Below are 16094 nucleotides of genomic sequence, written 5' to 3' on the forward strand. Positions count from 1 at the left end.
ACCTGTTCAGTTCTGGCGCCGCCGACCACGGCGCAGCAGGGTGAGGGTGGAGAGCAACAGCAGGACGGGCACCATGTTCCCACCCATGGCCCCGCATCCGCCCGAGCCCTTGGGGGTAGGCAAGGGTTGAGGAGTGGTGCCTGCGTCCTCGGGAGTGGTGCCCGCGTCCACGGGAGTGCCCGCGTCCTCGGAGGTCCCCGCGTCCTCGGGCGGCTCCTCGGGGGGACCGTCCGGGTAGAGCGGCGCGCCGAGCTGCTCCGCGAGCTGCGGCCACTGGCCGGGGCAGAGGTCTCGCACGGGCGTGCCCTTGGGGCAGTGGTGCGTGCCCTGGATTTCGTAGAGGCCGAAGAGCGCTTGCCAGGTGCTGCCCTCGTCGGTGCTGCGCGCGAAGGCCCAGTCATGCAGCCAGGTGGAGCCGCAGCCGTAGAGCGTCTGTCCGTCGCGCAGCACGCACGCGTTGCCCGTGGGCAGCGACAGCATCTGCAGCGGGCCGGTGGAGGGGCCCCGGAAGAAGTGGTTGAGCGTCCCCACCCACGCCGTCTTCCCGTCGGCGGACAGCTCCATGTTGATGAAGACGTCGTTGATGGTGGAGATGACCTTCAGCGTCTGGCCCGCGTCGTCGCTGCGCAGCAGGTACGTGGCGCCCTGGGAGGACACGCGCGCCCACAGCACGTCCGGCGATATCGGGTCCGCGGTCTCCACGAGCAGGTCGTACGGCAGCATCAGCTCCGACAACGGGTGGGCCACCTCGGTCCATGTCTCGCCCGCGTCGTCGCTGCGCAGGAGCAGCATCCGGCTCTCCTCCTTGCCGCTCACGTAGAGGCGCTGGGGGTTGGCCGGGGACACGCGCACCGCGTTGAGCACCAGCCCCTGGCGCAGGAGCGGCGAGGGCGCCCACGTCTCGCCGCCGTCCAGGGAGCGGTAGACGCCGTTGGGTTTGCCGTGCCGGGAGGTGACGACGTAGAGGATGCGGTCGTCGGTGGGATGCGCGGCCAGGCCCGCCACCCAGGTGTCCTTGAAGTAGGGGTGGGTGTTCCAGGAGCAGCCGCCGTCGGGTGAGCGCAGGAGCGCGCTGCCGGTGGCCGCCATGAGGTCGCCCGCCTCACGCCACAGGTAGGCGTTGGGGCTCCAGCCGCCGTAGTTCATGGCCGTCGGGCATATCCACCGGAACGTCTTCCCGCTGTCGCGCGAAATCACCGCGCCGAAGGTCGCGCCCAGGAAGAAATCCTCTGGGTGACCTCGGCGCAGGGTGACGTTGGAGGTCTCTGGCAGACCCGCGTGCGCTCGCGCCGTCCCTCCGACACCCAGGGCCAGCAGGGTGGCGACCAGGCTCCAGCGGCGCATGTGGCGAGGCGTCATGATTCGGGCTCCAGGGGGCATGGGACCGGCCCATTCCGAACGATAACGCCTGGAGCGCCGACATATAGCGGCGGGCCTCGGAAGGACGGGTGCGGCGCTTCGCCACATGCCTCGCCAGGTGGCTTCGGTCCGGAGTGGAAGGTCATGCATCCACCACTTCCCTGTCGCCCGGGAGCGTCGCGTGCGGGGGGCTCGCCTCCTGGCGGCCGGTCTGCTACGGACGTGGGAGACATTGCCGCAGGGGGGAGCACGACATGGCGGGGGCCGCGAAGGTGTCCGACCTCAATCTGGATGAGGGCGCCAAGGGTTGGGGTGCGCCCGTGGGAGCCCCCGGCCGTGCGGTGTGGGAGGCACTGATGCAGGGTGCGGTGGACGTGGCGGTGCGGTCCTACGAGGACCTGTCGCCGGTGCAACGCGAGCGGGTGCTGGAAGAGTCCGTCAATGTGCCCGCGCAGGCGCGCTCGGCGCTGGTGGACGTGCTGCGGCGCGCGCGGGACTTCGCGGGCGCGGCCCGGCTCCTGGAAGCACAGGGCGCGGACTCCGAAGCCGCGGCGCTGCATGAGCAGGCGGGCGCGCCGCTGCTGGCGGCCGAGGCGTGGCTGCGCGCCGGAGAGCGGGCACGCGCCGCGGCGGCCTTCGAGAGCGCGGGCGCGCTGGAGCGGGCCCTGGAGCTGTACCGCGCGCTCGACACGCGCGAGTCCATGGCCCAGTGCCTCACGCGACTGCAGCGTCCGCTGGAGGCCGCGGAGCTGTACCACGCGCTGGGCTACGCACACGCGGAGCTGGAGGCGCTGCGCGGCGTGCCGCCCGAGCATCCCCGGCGGCGCGAGGCGGTGCTGCGCATGTGCGCGCTGCTCGACGAGCAGGGAGAGTCGTGGCGCGCGCTGGTGCTGTTGGCGGATGCGCGGCAGGAGTCGGCGGCGGCGCGCGAGGACGAGGTGCTCCAAGCCGAGCACCTGCGCCTGTTGCGTCACCTGGGATTGGGGGACGGAGTGTCCGCGCCCCAGGAGCCGGCGCCGGTGGCGGAGCGGGTGAGCGCCGTGCCGGACGGGTACGAGTACCTCAAGGCCATCCCCATCTTCGGAGAGCTGGCGCTGGAGGACTTGAAGGACTTGTTCCGCATGGCGCAGCAGGTGGCCATCCCCGAGGACACCACGGTGCTGGAGAAGGGCGCGCGGGGCACGGGCCTCCTGGTGCTGCTGGAGGGCACGGTGGACGTGTCCACGGGCCCCGGGATGGACGCGCGCCGGCTCAACACGCTGGGGCCCGGCGCCTGGCTGGGTGAAATCTCCCTCATCCTGGATGGGCCCACGTCCGCGCACGTGCGCTCACGCTCGGCCGTCCGCGCGCTGAGGGTGACGCGGGTGGATTTCCAGCACTACCTGGCCACGCACGAGGCCGCCGCCCTGCGCATCTACCGGCTGTTCACCCACAACCTCGCGGAGCGGGTGCGCGTGCTGAGCGCCTAGGACCCGGTGTGGCGGTAGGATGGCGCCATGGCGGACATGGATGTCGAGGGGAAGGCGCGGGCAGTTGAGCTCGCGAGCCAGGGGAAGCTGGAGGCGGCGCTGGCCGAGTACCAGGGCCTCTTGAAGTCCTCCCCCGACGACGCGGACGTGCGCCAGCGGGTGGCGGAGCTGCTGGAGTGGCTGGGCAGGACGGCCGACGCCGCGGCGGCCCACGAGACGGCGGCGCTGGCGTGGGCGAAGGCGAATGAGCCCCTGCGCGCGGTGGCCGCGTGTGTCGCCTTGACGCGGCTGGGCGCCACCGACGCCGCCAGCTCGCGTTGCGCGCGGGCGCTGGCCGAGCGCTTCGCCCTGTGTCCTGGCGCGGTCGCGGAGCGCGCCGCGCCGCTGTTCTCCCGACTGAGCCGCGAGGACTTCGTGGCGCTGGTGGGCGCGCTGGAGGCGCGGGCCTTCTTCCCGGGACAGGCGGTGGTGGAGGAGGGCGCGCCGGGCGCGTCCATGTTCGCGCTGGTGGAGGGCCGCGCGGAGGTGACGCGCGCGCTGGAGGACGGCGAGCGCGGCGTGGTGGGCACGGTGGTGCCCGGGGACTTCTTCGGAGAGCTGGCGCTGGTGTCGGAAGGCCCACGTCTGGCCAGCGTGGTGGTCACCGAGCGCAGCATGTTGCTGGAGCTGACGCGCCCGCGCCTCACGGCGGTGGCGGCGCGACACCCCGGGGTGGGCGAGGTGCTGGAGGACTTCTACCGGCGGCGGCTGGTGGACAACCTCCTGCGCAGCAACCCGCTGCTCAGTCGCCTCACGGCGGAGCAGAAGGCGGCGCTCTCCCTCGACTTCCGGCTGCGCGCCGTCGCCTCCGACGAGGTGCTGCTGGCGCAGGGCCAGCCGGGGGATGCCTTCTACGTGCTCTTGCGTGGCAAGTGCACGCCGTGGCTGGAGCATCCGGATGGCAGACGCATGCCGCTGGCGGAGCTGCGCGAGGGCGACGTCTTCGGCGAAATCTCCCTGCTCCTGGACAAGCCGGTGTCCGCCACGGTGCGCGCCGACGTGAAGGGCGTGGTGCTGCGGCTGCCGCGCGCCGCCTTCGAGAAGCACCTGCTCAGTCAGCCCGGCATGAAGGGCCTGCTGATGCGCATGGGCACCGAGCGGCTGCAGAACTCCGCGCGCGTGCTGGCCTCCGGCCGCGTGCTGCATGACGGAGACTTGCGCGTCTGAGCCGGGCCCCTGAAACGACGACGCCCGGGCCCCCATGAGGGAGACCCGGGCGAAGAGGACGTCCGACCCGCATGAAGGCGGGCCGGACGGTTCAGCGGATTACATCGAGTAGCCGAGCGTCAGGCCGAACACGTGCGCGGAGCCGTTGTACGTGCCGGCGATGCCCGGCGCGGAGCTCTCGTTGTCGGCCAGGCTGACGAACTGGTAGCCGAAGTCAGCGCGCACCGAGCTCCAGCGGTAGCCCGCGCCCACGGAGACGCCGAAGCGGTCCGCGTCCGGGAGGTCCGGGGTCAACGTGCCGCCAGGACCCGGAGCCGGGTCCAGGATGAGGCCCGCGCGAACCTGGAGAGCCGGCGTCACGCCGTACTCGGCACCCAGGTGGTAGTTCCACTTCGCGCGCCAGCGCTTGGGCAGCGGGTTGTTGATGGCCGGGTTCTCCGGGAACTCGATGGCGAGCTCCTGGAACGAGGACCAGTCCACCCAGTTGGCGTCGAACGCGATTCTCAGGTTGTCCAACGGCGTGACGGCGATACCCCACGCCACCGTCGCGGGCAGCGTGACGTCACCTTCCACCGGACCGTCCGGCAGACGCGTCTGGAACTCCACGGGCACGTTCTGGAAGTCCGCGTTGCCCTTGAAGGTCAGGTCCGCGGAGCTGCGGTAGTGCAGGCCCATGGTGACGTACTTGGGCAGCAGCACCGCCTGCACGCCCAGGTTGTAGCCCAGGCCCCACGACGCGCCGCCCAGGTGCACCTGGCCTTCGCTTTCGACGAAGCCCAGCGCGCGCTTGAGTTCCAGCGTGCCGCGGTAGATGTCCAGACCCGCGCCGACGCGGAACCGCTCGTGGAGCTGGTACGCCGCGGTGGGGTTGATGTTGTAGACGGCCATGGCCGACTCCTGGGCCTTGAAGCGGCCCACGAAGTCATCCACCCAGCGGCTGTTCGCGCCGAACGGCGTGTACACGCCCACGCCCACCGCGAAGCGGTCGAAGGGCTTGTACACGGCGAACAGGTGCGGAGGCGGCGACAGCGTCGTCTTCTGACCCTGCTCGGCGCCGTTCACCGGAGTGAACTTGATGCCGGGGAGGATGCCGGTGTCGCCAATCTGCACGTCCAGCTTGTTCACACCCAGGATGTTCGCGGCGTTCGAGTAGATGGCGGACGAGTCGTCCAGCCACGCGGCCGCCGCGTTGCCCATGCCCGTGGAGCGGGCGCTCTGGGTGTTGATTTGGAAGCCGGCGGCCTGGGAGGAGCCCGCGGCCAGCAGCGCTACGAGGGACAGTGTCTTCTTCATGTGAGTCATTCCCCTGTGTCCTGTCCGGTTACGGAGTGGCCGCGTCGCCCGTGTTGAAGAAGTTGACGACCTGGGCCTGGGCCGTGTCGCGCACGGACTTCAGGAACGGGTTGCCCGGGTCCGACGGGTCGGCGATGAGCAGGAACACGTGCCGCGTCGACGTGGGCAGCAGGTCGACCTCGGCCATGAAGTGCTGCACCGTGCGGGTGCTGTCGCGGTTGGCCGCGGAGATGAGCCCCTGCGTCACGGGGTTCGGAATCACCTCGTCACCCTTGATGTACTGGATGAACGCCTCGCGCTCGGCGTGAGCACCCTCGAGGTTCTCCAGCTTCCAGGCGTAGTTGCGAGGAGCGGCCGGGTCCAGGATGGTGCGAGCCAGGACGAGGAACTCGTCGAAGGCCGGGGTGCCGGGGATGCGGCCCACGGAGCCCAGGAAGTTCAGGAAGCCCTCGCGGCGGGCGATGAACGTGGGATTGGCGGACGTCAGGAGGACGTCGACCAGGTCTCCACCCGGGACGTTGAGGACGGTGCGGCGCACGCGCGTGTTGACGGACGCGGACAGGGCGCCCTGGAAGCCGCCCAGGCTCTGGCCCACGTAGTCCACGGTGGCCGCGTTGAGGGTGGCGCCCGGGACGACGGTGCCCAGCTGCGTGCGCAGGCCGTCGCTGGCCAGCACGCGGGTGAACTGCGAGAAGTCCACCACGTGGTGGCGGAAGTTGTCGCGCGTGGCGAACAGGTTGGTGAGGTTGAGGAAGTTCCAGCTGGAGACGGCCGGCGGGGAGTTCGCGGAGGCGCGCAGGAAGTCGCCGCCCTCGCACTTGGCCGTCGTCACGCTGCACACGCCCTGGCCGGCCTGCTGGCACGCCAGGTCGCCACCCGCCGTGGGATTGCAGGCATTGGGCGACGCGGAGATGCAGCGGCCGTAGGTCGGGCTGTTGGCCGTCACGTCACAGGTGGAGCCGGTGGCGCACGCCTGGTCCGGGGTGGTGATGCCGGGCAGGCCCGACGCGGCGGTGATGCCCGCGCAGCTGGTGCGCTCGCCGTGGAGCACGGTGTCCATGGCGGCCACCGCGTAGCCGGCCTCGTTGAGCTTGTTGACGATGGGGAGCACGGTGGTGCGGTTGCTGCCCAGGCCGTGACCGAAGACGACGACCTTGTAGCCGCCGGCCGGGGGCGCGGAGGCGGGCAGGAACAGCCAGAACGGGACGTGGTCCAGACGCGTGGGACGCGCGGGGTTGAGCGCGGCGGTGACGTCATCCAGGAGCAGGGGCGACAGGAACGCGCCGACGAGGGCCTTGCCCACGTGCGTGTTCTCCAGGCCGCTGGCCGTCATGGCGCCGGTGAGCTGGGCCGTCTGGTCCACCAGGTACAGCGGCGTGGTGGGCACCGGCGTGGGCGCCTGGTTGAGCTGGGCCAGCACGGTGTGGGTGCTCTGGGTGGTGAACACCCACGCGAGCAGCACGTCCTTGCGAGCAATCTCCCGGCTCGCGAGCAGGTCGAACAGGGGCTTCATGCCCGCGCGGATGGGCTCGAGCTGGGCGGCGTTGCCGTCCGGCACGGCGGCGACCTGGCTCTTGCCGTCGATGGCCAGCGGCGCGGACAGACGCAGCAGGGCCTGGGGACCGGTGGGGGCGACGAAGTTGCCCTTCTCGTCCTTGGCGCCGCGCAGCAGCACCACCGCGTACTGGCTGGCGGGGTCGAGCGGAACCTCGGGGATGATCTGCAGCTGCTGGGGCGCGGGGTCCGCCGGGGTGCCGTCGCGCTTGGTGCTGGAGGCGCAGTTGAGGCACACCTTGACCTTGGGCGTGGTGCCGCCCGGGGTCAGCTTGACGAACAGCAGCTCCTTGCCCAGCCGGACGGTGTTCATGTCCAGCTTCGCGTCATTGTCGATGACGCCGCGGGTGGCGCTGTTCTCGGAGATGATGGGCGCCGTCGTGGACCAGCCATCCAGGGTGTTCAGGCCCTTGATGAGGTCCGTCACCGTGCCGGCGGTGGGGGGCACGGGGATGGCCAGGTGCGCGGGCGCCGTGGCCGTCGCGGGCGCGCGCAGGATGTCATTGGGGAAGGGGATGGTCAGGGTGCCCGGGTCGAACGTCGCCTCCGGCTGGCTCATGATGGTGAAGGTCCACGCCAGGACGATATCGTCCCGGTTGATGGAGAACTTCGCCGACGCCAGGTCGAGGACGCCCTTGTAGCCCAGGCGCAGCTGCTCCAGGCGCTTGGCGCTGTTGAGCTGGTCCGCCAGGCGCTCGGCCGGGTCCTTCTTGGCGGAAGGCAGCAGCTCCGTGTTGAGGCGGCAGTCAGGCGACGCCAGGTTCTGGTCGGGACAGGTGACGAGCGGCTCGCGCGAGCTGGCGAAGGACCACGTGGCCGAGCCGATGACGGGCTTGCTGCCCTTGTCTACCGTCGTCTTCACGCCGTTGGCGCCACCGACGATGACCACCGCGTAGCGGCCGCCCTTGGGCCAGCCCTGCGGCTGCGGCGGGATGACGGTGATTTGATTGGTGCCCTCGCGGTAGCCGATGGTCGGCGTCACGGGCTTCGCCAGCGGGGTGCCTTCGTACAGGTCGATGAACTTGACCGTGTCCGCGTTGACGGTCGCCGCGTCCAGGCCCTTCACCAGCGTCGTCGCGATGGCGGACGTCGGGAAGCCGTTGAGCGTATTGAGATAGTCCCGAGTGAACTCCTGCTCGGCGGCAGGCGTATTCGGATTGATGGGCGCCGCGACGATGTTCGAGCCATCCGGCAACCTGGCGATGGCCAAGTCATTCGGAGACGGCACGACAGCCGGAGACGCCGAGGGGTCGAACTCAGCCACGACGACGTCCGAAGCATTCGGCGGGTCGTCCTGCGCGATGTCTGGATCACACGCTACCGTGCCCAGGGCCAGAGCCCCGAGGAACAACGCCTTTTTCATGGGTACAACCCCCTCCGAGTCCAAGTTTGGACTTCAGGACTAGGTGACAGCCGCGTGGCGTACCACGTCCGTGGGTTGGCCGGAAGCGACGGGACTTGACGCGTTGTGTCAGTCATGCTTCGCCGTATGCGGGAGTGGCACCGACTGTCTTTGACACACTGCGCTGGAGTCAATCACCGGTACGCTGAGCGGATGAACCGACTGCTGGGTGTGCTGGTGATGTGCATGGCGATGGCGGCGTCCGCGGAGGAGGCCGGAGGGCTGGCGTGGACGGCGCCCGCGGAGTGGGCGGCGCAGGGCGAGCGGCCGATGCGCGCGGCGACGTACAAGCTGCCGGCGGCGAAGGGGGACACGGAGGGCGGGGAGCTGGCGGTCTTCTACTTCGGGAAGGGGCAGGGCGGCGCGGTGGACGACAACGTGAAGCGGTGGCTGGGCCAGTTCCAGACGGCGGACGGCAAGCCGGTGGACAAGGTCGCGAAGACGAAGACGGAGAAGCTCAGCGGGATGCCGGTGACGACGGTGGACGTGAAGGGCACGTACATGGGCGGCGGGCCGATGATGGGCCCCTCCACGCCGAAGCCCGGCTTCCGCCTGCTGGGCGCGATTGTCGAAGGCCCCGAGGGCGCCCTCTTCTTCAAGCTGACGGGCCCGGAGAAGACGGTGGCGGCCTCGGAGAAGTCCTTCCGCAAGCTGCTGGAGTCGGTGAAGAAGAAGTAGCTAGCGCGTGTCGCGGGCCGTCTTGAGGGCGGCCTTCTTCGCGGGCAGCTCCGGAATCAGCAGCACCTCGATTCGCCGGTTGCGCGCGCGGCCCTGGGGGGTGGCGTTGGCCGACACCGGCCGCGTCTCCCCGTAGCCGGCGGCGATCATCCTGCGAGAGCGCACGCCGCCGTGTTCCTCCAGGAAGCGGACGACGTTGACGGCGCGCGCCACGGACAGCTCCCAGTTGGTGGGGAAGGTGGCCTGCAGCTTCTGCGACGGCGGCGAGTCATCCGTGTGGCCCGACACCTGGATGGCCTTGTCATCGACCTTCGCGAGCACTCCGCCCAGCCGCTTGAGGACCTCCTGGCCGCGCTTGCTGATGCTCGCGTCGCCGGAGTCGAAGAGGACCTTGTCCACCAGGTCCACCTGGATGCGGCCCTTGGCCTGGGACAGCTTGATGGCGCCCTCGGCGATTTCCGCCTTCATCTTGTCCTGCAGGTCGTCGTAGGTGTCCTTGAGCTTGGCCAGCTCCGCCTCCTGCTCCTGCACCGTCTGGGAGAGCTGCTCCTTCTCCGTGCTGAGCTGCTCCTTCTCCGAGGACAGCTTCGCGTGCTCCGTCTCCAGCGCGGTGAACTTCTCCTCCCACTGCTTGCGCGCCGCCTCCGCGTCACGTGTGCGCGCAGTGGCCTCGTCCGCCGCCTTGCGCGCTTCCTCCGCCTGCGCCTGCGCCTGCGCCGAGCCCCGGTGCGACAGGTAGAGCACTCCGCCCGCGAGCAGCACCACCAGCACCGTCACCAGCCAGGGCACCCAGGCCCGCCCTCGCTCCGCTTGCATCAAGACCTCCCAGGGGGATGTATGCGAGACACCGTAACGACGGCACCCGGGTGCGCCTCAAGGCGTCCCGGGTGCGTGAAGGTGTCTGGAGGTTCAAGGTTGCAGCAGGGGCGCAAGCCCCACACCGTGTGTCAGAAAGGGAACCAGGAAGGACGCACGCTGCGCACGTCGCTCAGCGTGTGAGACAGCTGCGCGCCGAAGTCGTTGAACGCCTGGCCATCCAGCCAGATGGACTCAATCTGTTTCTGGCCGAGCTTCACTTCGTGACGTTTGCCATTGGCGGCGGTGGCGATGACGGTGTCTCCGCCGTTGTACGTCACCTGGAACTTCTCGCCCCAGATTTGAACGGGCTCGCTGAACTTCAAATCCTTGGGGACCTGCGTCACCATGTTGGTGCCGCGCGAGCCGGGGACCTTCATGTCGTCCATGAACTCGCGCAGGAAGTCGCGCGTCACTTCGCGCGTCTGCCCGTCCAGGATGGGGTCGACCTTGTTGTCGTAGCCGAAGCCCAGCACGCTGTTGCCCTGCTTGGGATTGTCCAGGTTCCACGTGGGGACGCTGAGCATGAACTGGTTGGCGCCCGGCTTCGCCTTGTCGCGCCAGTCCTGGGCCTCGGTGGCGTTGTCCTTGAGCAGGGCCAGGCCGTTGAAGCCGTTCCACACCACGTCGTCCGTGTCGAGCTGGCCGGTGGGCAGCGGCTTGGGCTGGGCGGTGCCGTTGGACGGGTGCGTGCCGCCGCGCGGCTGGAGCGACGCGCCAATCTGCGGCAGGTCGTTCTTGTTGTAGCCCATGGGCAGGTTGTCCAGCGTGCCGCCGTCCACCAGGTGCATCTGCCGGCCGGTGACGGGGTCCACCACCTGCACCGGCTCGAAGACGCCGGGGATGGCCATGGAGGCGCGCATGGCGAGCGCCACCGGCGTGTCAGGCGTCGTCTCCTGGCTGAAGACGAAGATGCGGTCCTGGGCGCTCTTGAAGCCGCCGTCGGGCACCGCGCTGTCGTAGGCCTTGGCGGCGACCAGCTGGAGGGGAATCTTGAGGTCCGCGAACGTCACGGGCCGGTCGGTGATTCCGGTCAGCTCGCGCAGCTTCTGGTCGAAGAGGTCATACGCGGCCTGGCCATCCAGCAGGCCACCGTCGTTCATGTCCAGGTCGATGTCATACAGCTTGCCCAGGCGCGGGTCCTTGGCGACGTCCTCCACCTGCTTCGGCGTGGCGCCCGTGGCGGCGAAGGCGGCGGCGATGGAGCCCGCGGACGTGCCCGTGAGGCTCACCGGCACCACGCCCATCTCGCGCATCTCCGTCAGCATCGCCGCGTAGCGCTTGCCCTTGCCGCCACCGCCCTCCAGGCTCAGGTGCACGCCCATGGGCTCGCCGCCCTGCACCGGCATGCCCGCCTCGGCGCGGTTCTGGGCGACGGAGGCCGTGTACTCGGCGGCCTTCTTCGCGTCGCCCCCGGCGACGATATCCAGCGCCGCGGGCGGCTTCGTCACCGGCGTGCCCGTGGGGAAGCGGCTGGCGTGGACCTGGCCGTTGGGCAGCTCCTTCGCCAGGAACTGCGGATCCAACCAGAGCGAGCCCGGGCGCGGCGCGGTGGCCCGCGTGTAGCCCGTCTGCTGCGTCAGCGCCCCTTCCGCCTTCTCCAGCGCCGCCTTCACCTGCGCGTAGCGCGGATGCGTGGAGGGAATCATGTCCAGCTGCGCCGACAGTGAGCGCACTTGACCCAGCGCGTCACGGAACTCCTGGGTCTGCTCGACGAGCTGCTTGCCCTGCTTGTCGTCGATTTTGGGGGGCAGGACGCGCTCGAGGACCTTGCGGAGGTCGCCCAGGTCCACGTCCAGCAGCTTGTTGAGGGGAATCTGGAGCGGCTTGCCGGTGAGGGTGATGCCCTCCCAGGGCTTGCCGCCGGTGCCGGCGAGCTGGGGCAGGCCCAGCTTGGACAGGTCCGGCAGCTTCGCCTCGAAGCGGTCCACGACCTGGTTGGCGGCGCGGGCGACGTTCTGCAGGCCCTGGCCCATCCGCTCGAGCAGGTTGGGCTTGGGGGCCTCCGCCTTCTGCGGCTGCACGGGCTCAGGGGCTCGACGCGGTGCGGCGGACGGCGTGGAGGAAGGCAGGGACTTGATGCTCATCGCGGAGGCTCCACTAAGGGCGCGTCGAGGGGGCAGCGGTCTGCCTGGGGATTATCGCCGACGAGGCGTCCCAGGTTGTGTGTCGCCTTTCGGAAGTCTCATCGGCCCGGCAAGGCCCTTGCTTAGGGATGGATCAGAGGCGCCTGACGCCTGCTTTTCTGGAGGCCTTCCGTGACGATGTGCCGCAGCCCTGAGTTCGAGATGCTCGTTGCCCATGCCGTGACGCTCTTCCCCGAGGACACCGTCCTCTCGGCGCTTCAGGTGATGCACCGTCACGGGGTGCACGCGCTCCCCGTGGTGGATGGCCAGAACGGAGCGTGGTTGGGCGAGGTGTCCCAGCACGAGCTGCAGCGCCTGTCCGCCTTCGCACCGCTGGCGCGGCTGGCTGAAATTCTGACCGCCAGGTCGCTGGCGAGCACGGAAGAAAAGACCGCCGCGTTGGTGCCGGCCTCGGCGCTGCTGCTGCACGCGCCGCCGCCTCGGTGGCTGCATTGAGTCGCGCGCGGGCAGGTGGCCGGACGGCAGGGGAGGCAAGCCTCCGGGGTGGTACGAACGAGCAGGCGGGCCGCGCTCCCGTCGGCGCCGCTCGCGCGTCCTCTGGCTCCTCCCGCTCCTCTCAGGCGGCTCGCGAAGTGACGGAGGACCGGCTGACGGCTAGCACCGGGGGGTGGGCTCAAAAACCACCGAGGAAGCCACAGCCTGTTCCCGGTGGCCCCGGGCCAGTTGGCACTCGATTCCCCGGGGGACGGAGGAGGCTTGGTATGAAGGCAGTGGCGATCATCCTCGCAGCGGGCGAGGCCCGGCGGATTGCCCACCCCAAGGCGCTCATCCTGCACGAAGGCGACAAGAGCTTTCTTCAGTCGCTGGCGTCGACCTTTGGCAAGGCGAGCTGTCAGGTGCTGGGTGTGGTGGGGAAGGATGCTGAGGCCGTGCGCGAGCAGCATCCGGGTCTGGACCTGGTGGAGTCCGAGCAGTGGAAGGACAGCCAGATGGTCTCGGTGAAGGTGGGGTTGGACGCGGCGATGGAGGCCGGAGCGGACGTCGTGCTCCTGCAGCCAGTGGACATGCCAGCGCTCCGAGCCACCACGGTGAAGTCGTTGCTCAAGTTGATGGGAGACGCGGACGAGGCGCTGCGTCCGGAGTTCGAGGGGGCACCCGGCTGGCCGGTGTTGCTGTCGCGGGCTTCGGCGGAGCGGCTTCGTGCGGCGGAGGGGGAGCAGCTCGAAGCGGTGCTGAAGAACATGAAGGTGCGCCGGGTGCCGCTGAAGGACCCGGGCGTCATCGTGAACATCAACACGCCGGAGACGTACGAGCGGCTGTTCGGCTCGGAGCCGAAGCTGGCCCCGGCTCCCAAGCGCCGAGGCACCGGCAAGCGGCCGTCCTCGGGGCTCACCACGGTGGCGGACATTGGCGGTGGGGGCGGTTCGGTCCCCATGGCCGCGGCGTCGGACGAGTAAGGGTTGAAGGGCCGGGGCTCCCTGTCGTGGGCGGCTCCGGCCCGTCGTGTCGTTGTACCTAGAAGGTCAGGCCCAGGCCGAAGTACGGCCCGCCGAAGCCTTCCTCATGTTCGACGCCGTCCACGTGTCCGGCGTCGTTGAGGTACAGCGCGCGCCAGCCGCCGCGCAGGTTGAAGGTGCCCAGGTGCAGGGCGAGGCCCGCCTGGGCGTCCACCTGGCGGTGCGGAAAGGGCGTGGCGTTCAGGCGCGCCTCCACGTCCACGGGGGAGGCGCCGATGCAGGCCTCCACGGACGCGCCGAAGCTGGGGCCCACGAAGATGATGCCGGGAGCGTGAGCGCTCGTCAGGCCCGCCTCCACGCGCATGCGTCCCCGGGAGCTGGCCCACAGGGCCGCCGTCACCCGCGCGCTCAAGAGTGTGATTCGGTCCACCTTGTCGGAGCCGTCGTCCGCGTCGAGCGTCATGCCGGTGAGGCGGGCATCCAGCCCCATGCGCCGGCCCTCCATGGACATGAAGACACCCATGGCGCCGCCGCCCTTGAGCCAGTCCGACTGTGCGCCCAGGCGCACCAGCAGCGGCACGGGCTCGTCGCGTCGTCGCTCCGTGCGCGTGGTGGCGTTCAACCGGGGCGAAGCCGCGGCGCCTGCTCCGACGACGGCCGCGCTCACGGGCACGCGGGCCCGTCGTCGCCGCCTCCGGGGCGCGTCGTCCTGTTGCGCGTCACGCTCCTTGCCGATGGCCGTCGCGGGGTGCTCGCGCGCGGGGCGCCCGTCGTTCGAGCCCTGGCCGAGGGGCGAGGCGGGGTGCTCTCGTGCTCGGCGCTCGGGGCTCGACTCCGGGCGGCTCACGCCGCGCTCCGGGCGTGAGGTGCCGCGGTTGGAGGACGACGCGGGGGTGGAGCTCTTGCCGAAGCGGGCCTCGGCGGCGGCCGGACCCAGCAGGAGGGTGGCGGTGAGCGCGGAGCCGAGCACGGCCTTCGATGAGGGCAAGGTGCACTCCTCTTCCTGGCGGGGGACGACGGGGGAGCGACATTCAAGGGCCGCCGGCCCCGCGCGGCCATGGCCCCCGGGGGTGGGCAGGCGTTGGCCAATCGCGCTTGTATGACTTCGGGCAGCGCGGCCCGTGACGAGTGCGCACGGCCCGACACGTGGGAGGAATTGGCTTTCACCGCAGGACGCTCGCCATGCGGACAGGGGCCGCGCGCCACATCTCACTCTTCACGACGGACCGGGCCTATGTGCCTGTCCAGACCGGGCGGATGCTCACGGTTCGACAGTGAGCGAAGTCCGGGCGGAGTGAGGCGTGTCAGCCAGCTACGGAGGCACTAGGGTGGCAATCGTGACCCATGTGGTGATGCAGCCGACCGTGCTCCTGGTCGAAGACGACCCGGACCTGCGGGGCGCGATGGCGGAAGCGCTTCAGGACGAAGGCTACGACGTGGCCATGGCCATCAATGGCCGTGAGGCCCTGCGTGTGCTCGTGTCCTTGGAGGTGCCGTGTCTGGTGTTGGTGGACCTGGAGACGCCGCGCGTGCAGGGCCTGGGCTTGCTGGAGACGCTGGGGGCGGATTCGCGCTTCGCGCAGTCGCGCGTGGTGGCCATGAGCGCGGAGCCGAAGCCCTGTCCGCGGAGCGCGGTGGCGCTGTTGCGCAAGCCGGTGCGGCTCAAGGACCTGCTGGCCGCGGTCCAGGAGCACTGCCCGGGCCCGCGGCCGGAGGTGTCCCGGAGGGTCAGTAGGTGAGGCCCAGGCCGAAGTACGGGCCGTGGAAGCTGTCGCGGTGGGCGACGCCGTCCACGTGGCCCGCGTCATCCAGCACCATGCCCCGGTAGCCGCCGCGCAGCACCAGCGCGCCCAGGTGCAGCGCCAGCGCGGCGCTCGCGTCCACCTGACGGTAGGGGAAGGGCGTCACCTGCGTGCGCGCCTCGAAGTCCAGCGGGCCCGCCAGGCACGCCTCGAACGACATGCCCAGGCTGGGGCCCACGAAGGAGATGTCCGGCGCGTTCGCGGTGCTCACACCCGCCTCCGCGCGCAGCCGCACGCGCTCCAGGGAGACGAGCGCCCAGGTGAGGTGCGCCTCGAACAGCGTGATGCTGTCCGAGTCGTCCGTGCCGTCGTCGGCGTTCACGCTGATGCCGGTGACGCGCGCGTCCACGCCGAAGCGCCGGCCCTCCAGGCCGATGAAGAGGTCGCCCGCGCCGCCGCTGTTGACGGGCCCGGCCTGGAAGCCGACGCGGAAGGACAGGGGCGCCGCGTGACGCTCCTGCCGCACCTCACCGCGCTGGCGGGGCTCGTCCACCACCATCAACCGGTGGTTGCCGCCGGTGAGCACGAAGGCGAGGAAGCCGATGCCGTTCGCGACGTCCGAGGAGACGTGGCGGGTGTTGTTGTTGCGCCGTCGGCGGGGCCGGTCGTCGTCGTCGTCGTCGGAGTCCGACCGGCCGCCCACCGGCGTGGCCTCGTGCGTGTCGTCCTTCTTGTCGTCGTCCTTCTTCGAGTCGCTCTGCGAAGGACGGGAACGCTTGCCGAAGCGCGCCTCGGCCGACGTCGAGCCCAGCAGCAATCCCAGGGCAAGCACGGCGCTCAGGACGGAACGGAAAGGGAACACGGTGGACTCCTCGGCGGGGTGGCCGGAACGAGGCAACGCGAGTCAGGACGGCCGGCCGCCTGCTTTATTCATACACCCATGGTGTACGAGATGCCGCCTGCCCCTGCCTGGTGTCCGGACACCTGCCACT

Annotated in this window: 13 protein-coding genes; 6 read left to right on the forward strand and 7 right to left on the reverse strand. The window is 70.3% G+C overall.

Annotation, left to right across the window (positions count from 1 at the left end; genetic code table 11):
• Positions 1-6 precede the first annotated feature (6 nt).
• A complete protein-coding gene (locus tag ACN469_RS15565) occupies positions 7-1359 on the reverse strand; it encodes a WD40/YVTN/BNR-like repeat-containing protein (protein ID WP_498768626.1) in 1353 nt (450 codons plus the stop codon).
• Positions 1360-1613: 254 nt separating this feature from the next.
• On the opposite strand from ACN469_RS15565, the gene ACN469_RS15570 reads away from it, so the two are divergent.
• Positions 1614-2828 carry a cyclic nucleotide-binding domain-containing protein gene (locus ACN469_RS15570; protein ID WP_498768628.1) on the forward strand — a complete coding sequence of 405 codons (1215 nt, stop codon included), beginning with the start codon at positions 1614-1616 and terminating at the stop codon, positions 2826-2828.
• A gap of 27 nt (positions 2829-2855) precedes the next feature.
• A complete protein-coding gene (locus tag ACN469_RS15575) occupies positions 2856-4034 on the forward strand; it encodes a cyclic nucleotide-binding domain-containing protein (protein ID WP_498768630.1) in 1179 nt (392 codons plus the stop codon).
• 99 nt (positions 4035-4133) lie between these two features.
• Here the strand turns inward: ACN469_RS15575 and ACN469_RS15580 are convergent, their stop codons facing one another.
• Together ACN469_RS15580 and ACN469_RS15585 are read right to left on the reverse strand one after the other, a co-directional pair.
• A complete protein-coding gene (locus tag ACN469_RS15580; RefSeq protein WP_498768632.1) occupies positions 4134-5327 on the reverse strand; it encodes an OmpP1/FadL family transporter in 1194 nt (397 codons plus the stop codon).
• Between the two features lie 28 nt (positions 5328-5355).
• Positions 5356-8244 carry a hypothetical protein gene (locus tag ACN469_RS15585; protein WP_498768634.1) on the reverse strand — a complete coding sequence of 963 codons (2889 nt, stop codon included), beginning with the start codon at positions 8242-8244 and terminating at the stop codon, positions 5356-5358.
• Positions 8245-8436: 192 nt separating this feature from the next.
• Between ACN469_RS15585 and ACN469_RS15590 the strand changes: the two genes are divergently transcribed.
• Positions 8437-8961, forward strand: coding sequence for a hypothetical protein (locus ACN469_RS15590; protein WP_498768636.1), 525 nt, complete (start codon positions 8437-8439; stop codon positions 8959-8961).
• Here the strand turns inward: ACN469_RS15590 and ACN469_RS15595 are convergent, their stop codons facing one another.
• Complete coding sequence (locus ACN469_RS15595; protein ID WP_498768638.1) at positions 8962-9777, reverse strand: OmpA family protein; 816 nt, start codon at positions 9775-9777, stop codon at positions 8962-8964.
• Between the two features lie 131 nt (positions 9778-9908).
• Positions 9909-11903: a patatin-like phospholipase family protein gene (locus ACN469_RS15600; protein WP_498768640.1), complete on the reverse strand. Its 1995-nt coding sequence runs from the start codon at positions 11901-11903 to the stop codon at positions 9909-9911.
• Between the two features lie 177 nt (positions 11904-12080).
• Here ACN469_RS15600 and ACN469_RS15605 point away from each other — a divergent pair, with 177 nt between their 5' ends.
• Positions 12081-12398: a CBS domain-containing protein gene (locus tag ACN469_RS15605; protein ID WP_498768706.1), complete on the forward strand. Its 318-nt coding sequence runs from the start codon at positions 12081-12083 to the stop codon at positions 12396-12398.
• Positions 12399-12664: 266 nt separating this feature from the next.
• On the forward strand, positions 12665-13360 hold the full coding sequence (locus ACN469_RS15610; RefSeq protein WP_498768642.1) for a nucleotidyltransferase family protein: 696 nt from the start codon (positions 12665-12667) through the stop codon (positions 13358-13360).
• 58 nt (positions 13361-13418) lie between these two features.
• Here ACN469_RS15610 and ACN469_RS15615 read toward each other — a convergent pair whose 3' ends face one another.
• The gene (locus ACN469_RS15615; RefSeq protein WP_498768644.1) at positions 13419-14348 is read right to left on the reverse strand and encodes a hypothetical protein; all 930 of its coding nucleotides are present in this window, start codon (positions 14346-14348) and stop codon (positions 13419-13421) included.
• A 340-nt stretch (positions 14349-14688) separates the two neighbouring features.
• On the opposite strand from ACN469_RS15615, the gene ACN469_RS15620 reads away from it, so the two are divergent.
• Positions 14689-15099, forward strand: coding sequence for a response regulator (locus ACN469_RS15620; protein WP_498768646.1), 411 nt, complete (start codon positions 14689-14691; stop codon positions 15097-15099).
• On the opposite strand, the gene ACN469_RS15625 is transcribed toward ACN469_RS15620, so the two are convergent.
• A complete protein-coding gene (locus ACN469_RS15625) occupies positions 15089-15964 on the reverse strand; it encodes a hypothetical protein (RefSeq protein WP_498768648.1) in 876 nt (291 codons plus the stop codon). The two genes, ACN469_RS15620 and ACN469_RS15625, sit on opposite strands and share 11 nt — an antisense overlap.
• Positions 15965-16094: the final 130 nt, after the last annotated feature.

Source organism: Corallococcus terminator, assembly GCF_049194865.1.
Lineage (GTDB): Bacteria > Myxococcota > Myxococcia > Myxococcales > Myxococcaceae > Myxococcus > Myxococcus terminator_A.

Coding starts and splice junctions, on each gene's coding strand:
- ACN469_RS15565 (WP_498768626.1), bottom strand. CDS start 1,359: ATGACGCCTCGCCACATGCGCCGCTGGAGCCTGGTCGCCACCCTGCTG.
- ACN469_RS15570 (WP_498768628.1), top strand. CDS start 1,614: ATGGCGGGGGCCGCGAAGGTGTCCGACCTCAATCTGGATGAGGGCGCC.
- ACN469_RS15575 (WP_498768630.1), top strand. CDS start 2,856: ATGGCGGACATGGATGTCGAGGGGAAGGCGCGGGCAGTTGAGCTCGCG.
- ACN469_RS15580 (WP_498768632.1), bottom strand. CDS start 5,327: ATGAAGAAGACACTGTCCCTCGTAGCGCTGCTGGCCGCGGGCTCCTCC.
- ACN469_RS15585 (WP_498768634.1), bottom strand. CDS start 8,244: ATGAAAAAGGCGTTGTTCCTCGGGGCTCTGGCCCTGGGCACGGTAGCG.
- ACN469_RS15590 (WP_498768636.1), top strand. CDS start 8,437: ATGAACCGACTGCTGGGTGTGCTGGTGATGTGCATGGCGATGGCGGCG.
- ACN469_RS15595 (WP_498768638.1), bottom strand. CDS start 9,777: ATGCAAGCGGAGCGAGGGCGGGCCTGGGTGCCCTGGCTGGTGACGGTG.
- ACN469_RS15600 (WP_498768640.1), bottom strand. CDS start 11,903: ATGAGCATCAAGTCCCTGCCTTCCTCCACGCCGTCCGCCGCACCGCGT.
- ACN469_RS15605 (WP_498768706.1), top strand. CDS start 12,081: ATGTGCCGCAGCCCTGAGTTCGAGATGCTCGTTGCCCATGCCGTGACG.
- ACN469_RS15610 (WP_498768642.1), top strand. CDS start 12,665: ATGAAGGCAGTGGCGATCATCCTCGCAGCGGGCGAGGCCCGGCGGATT.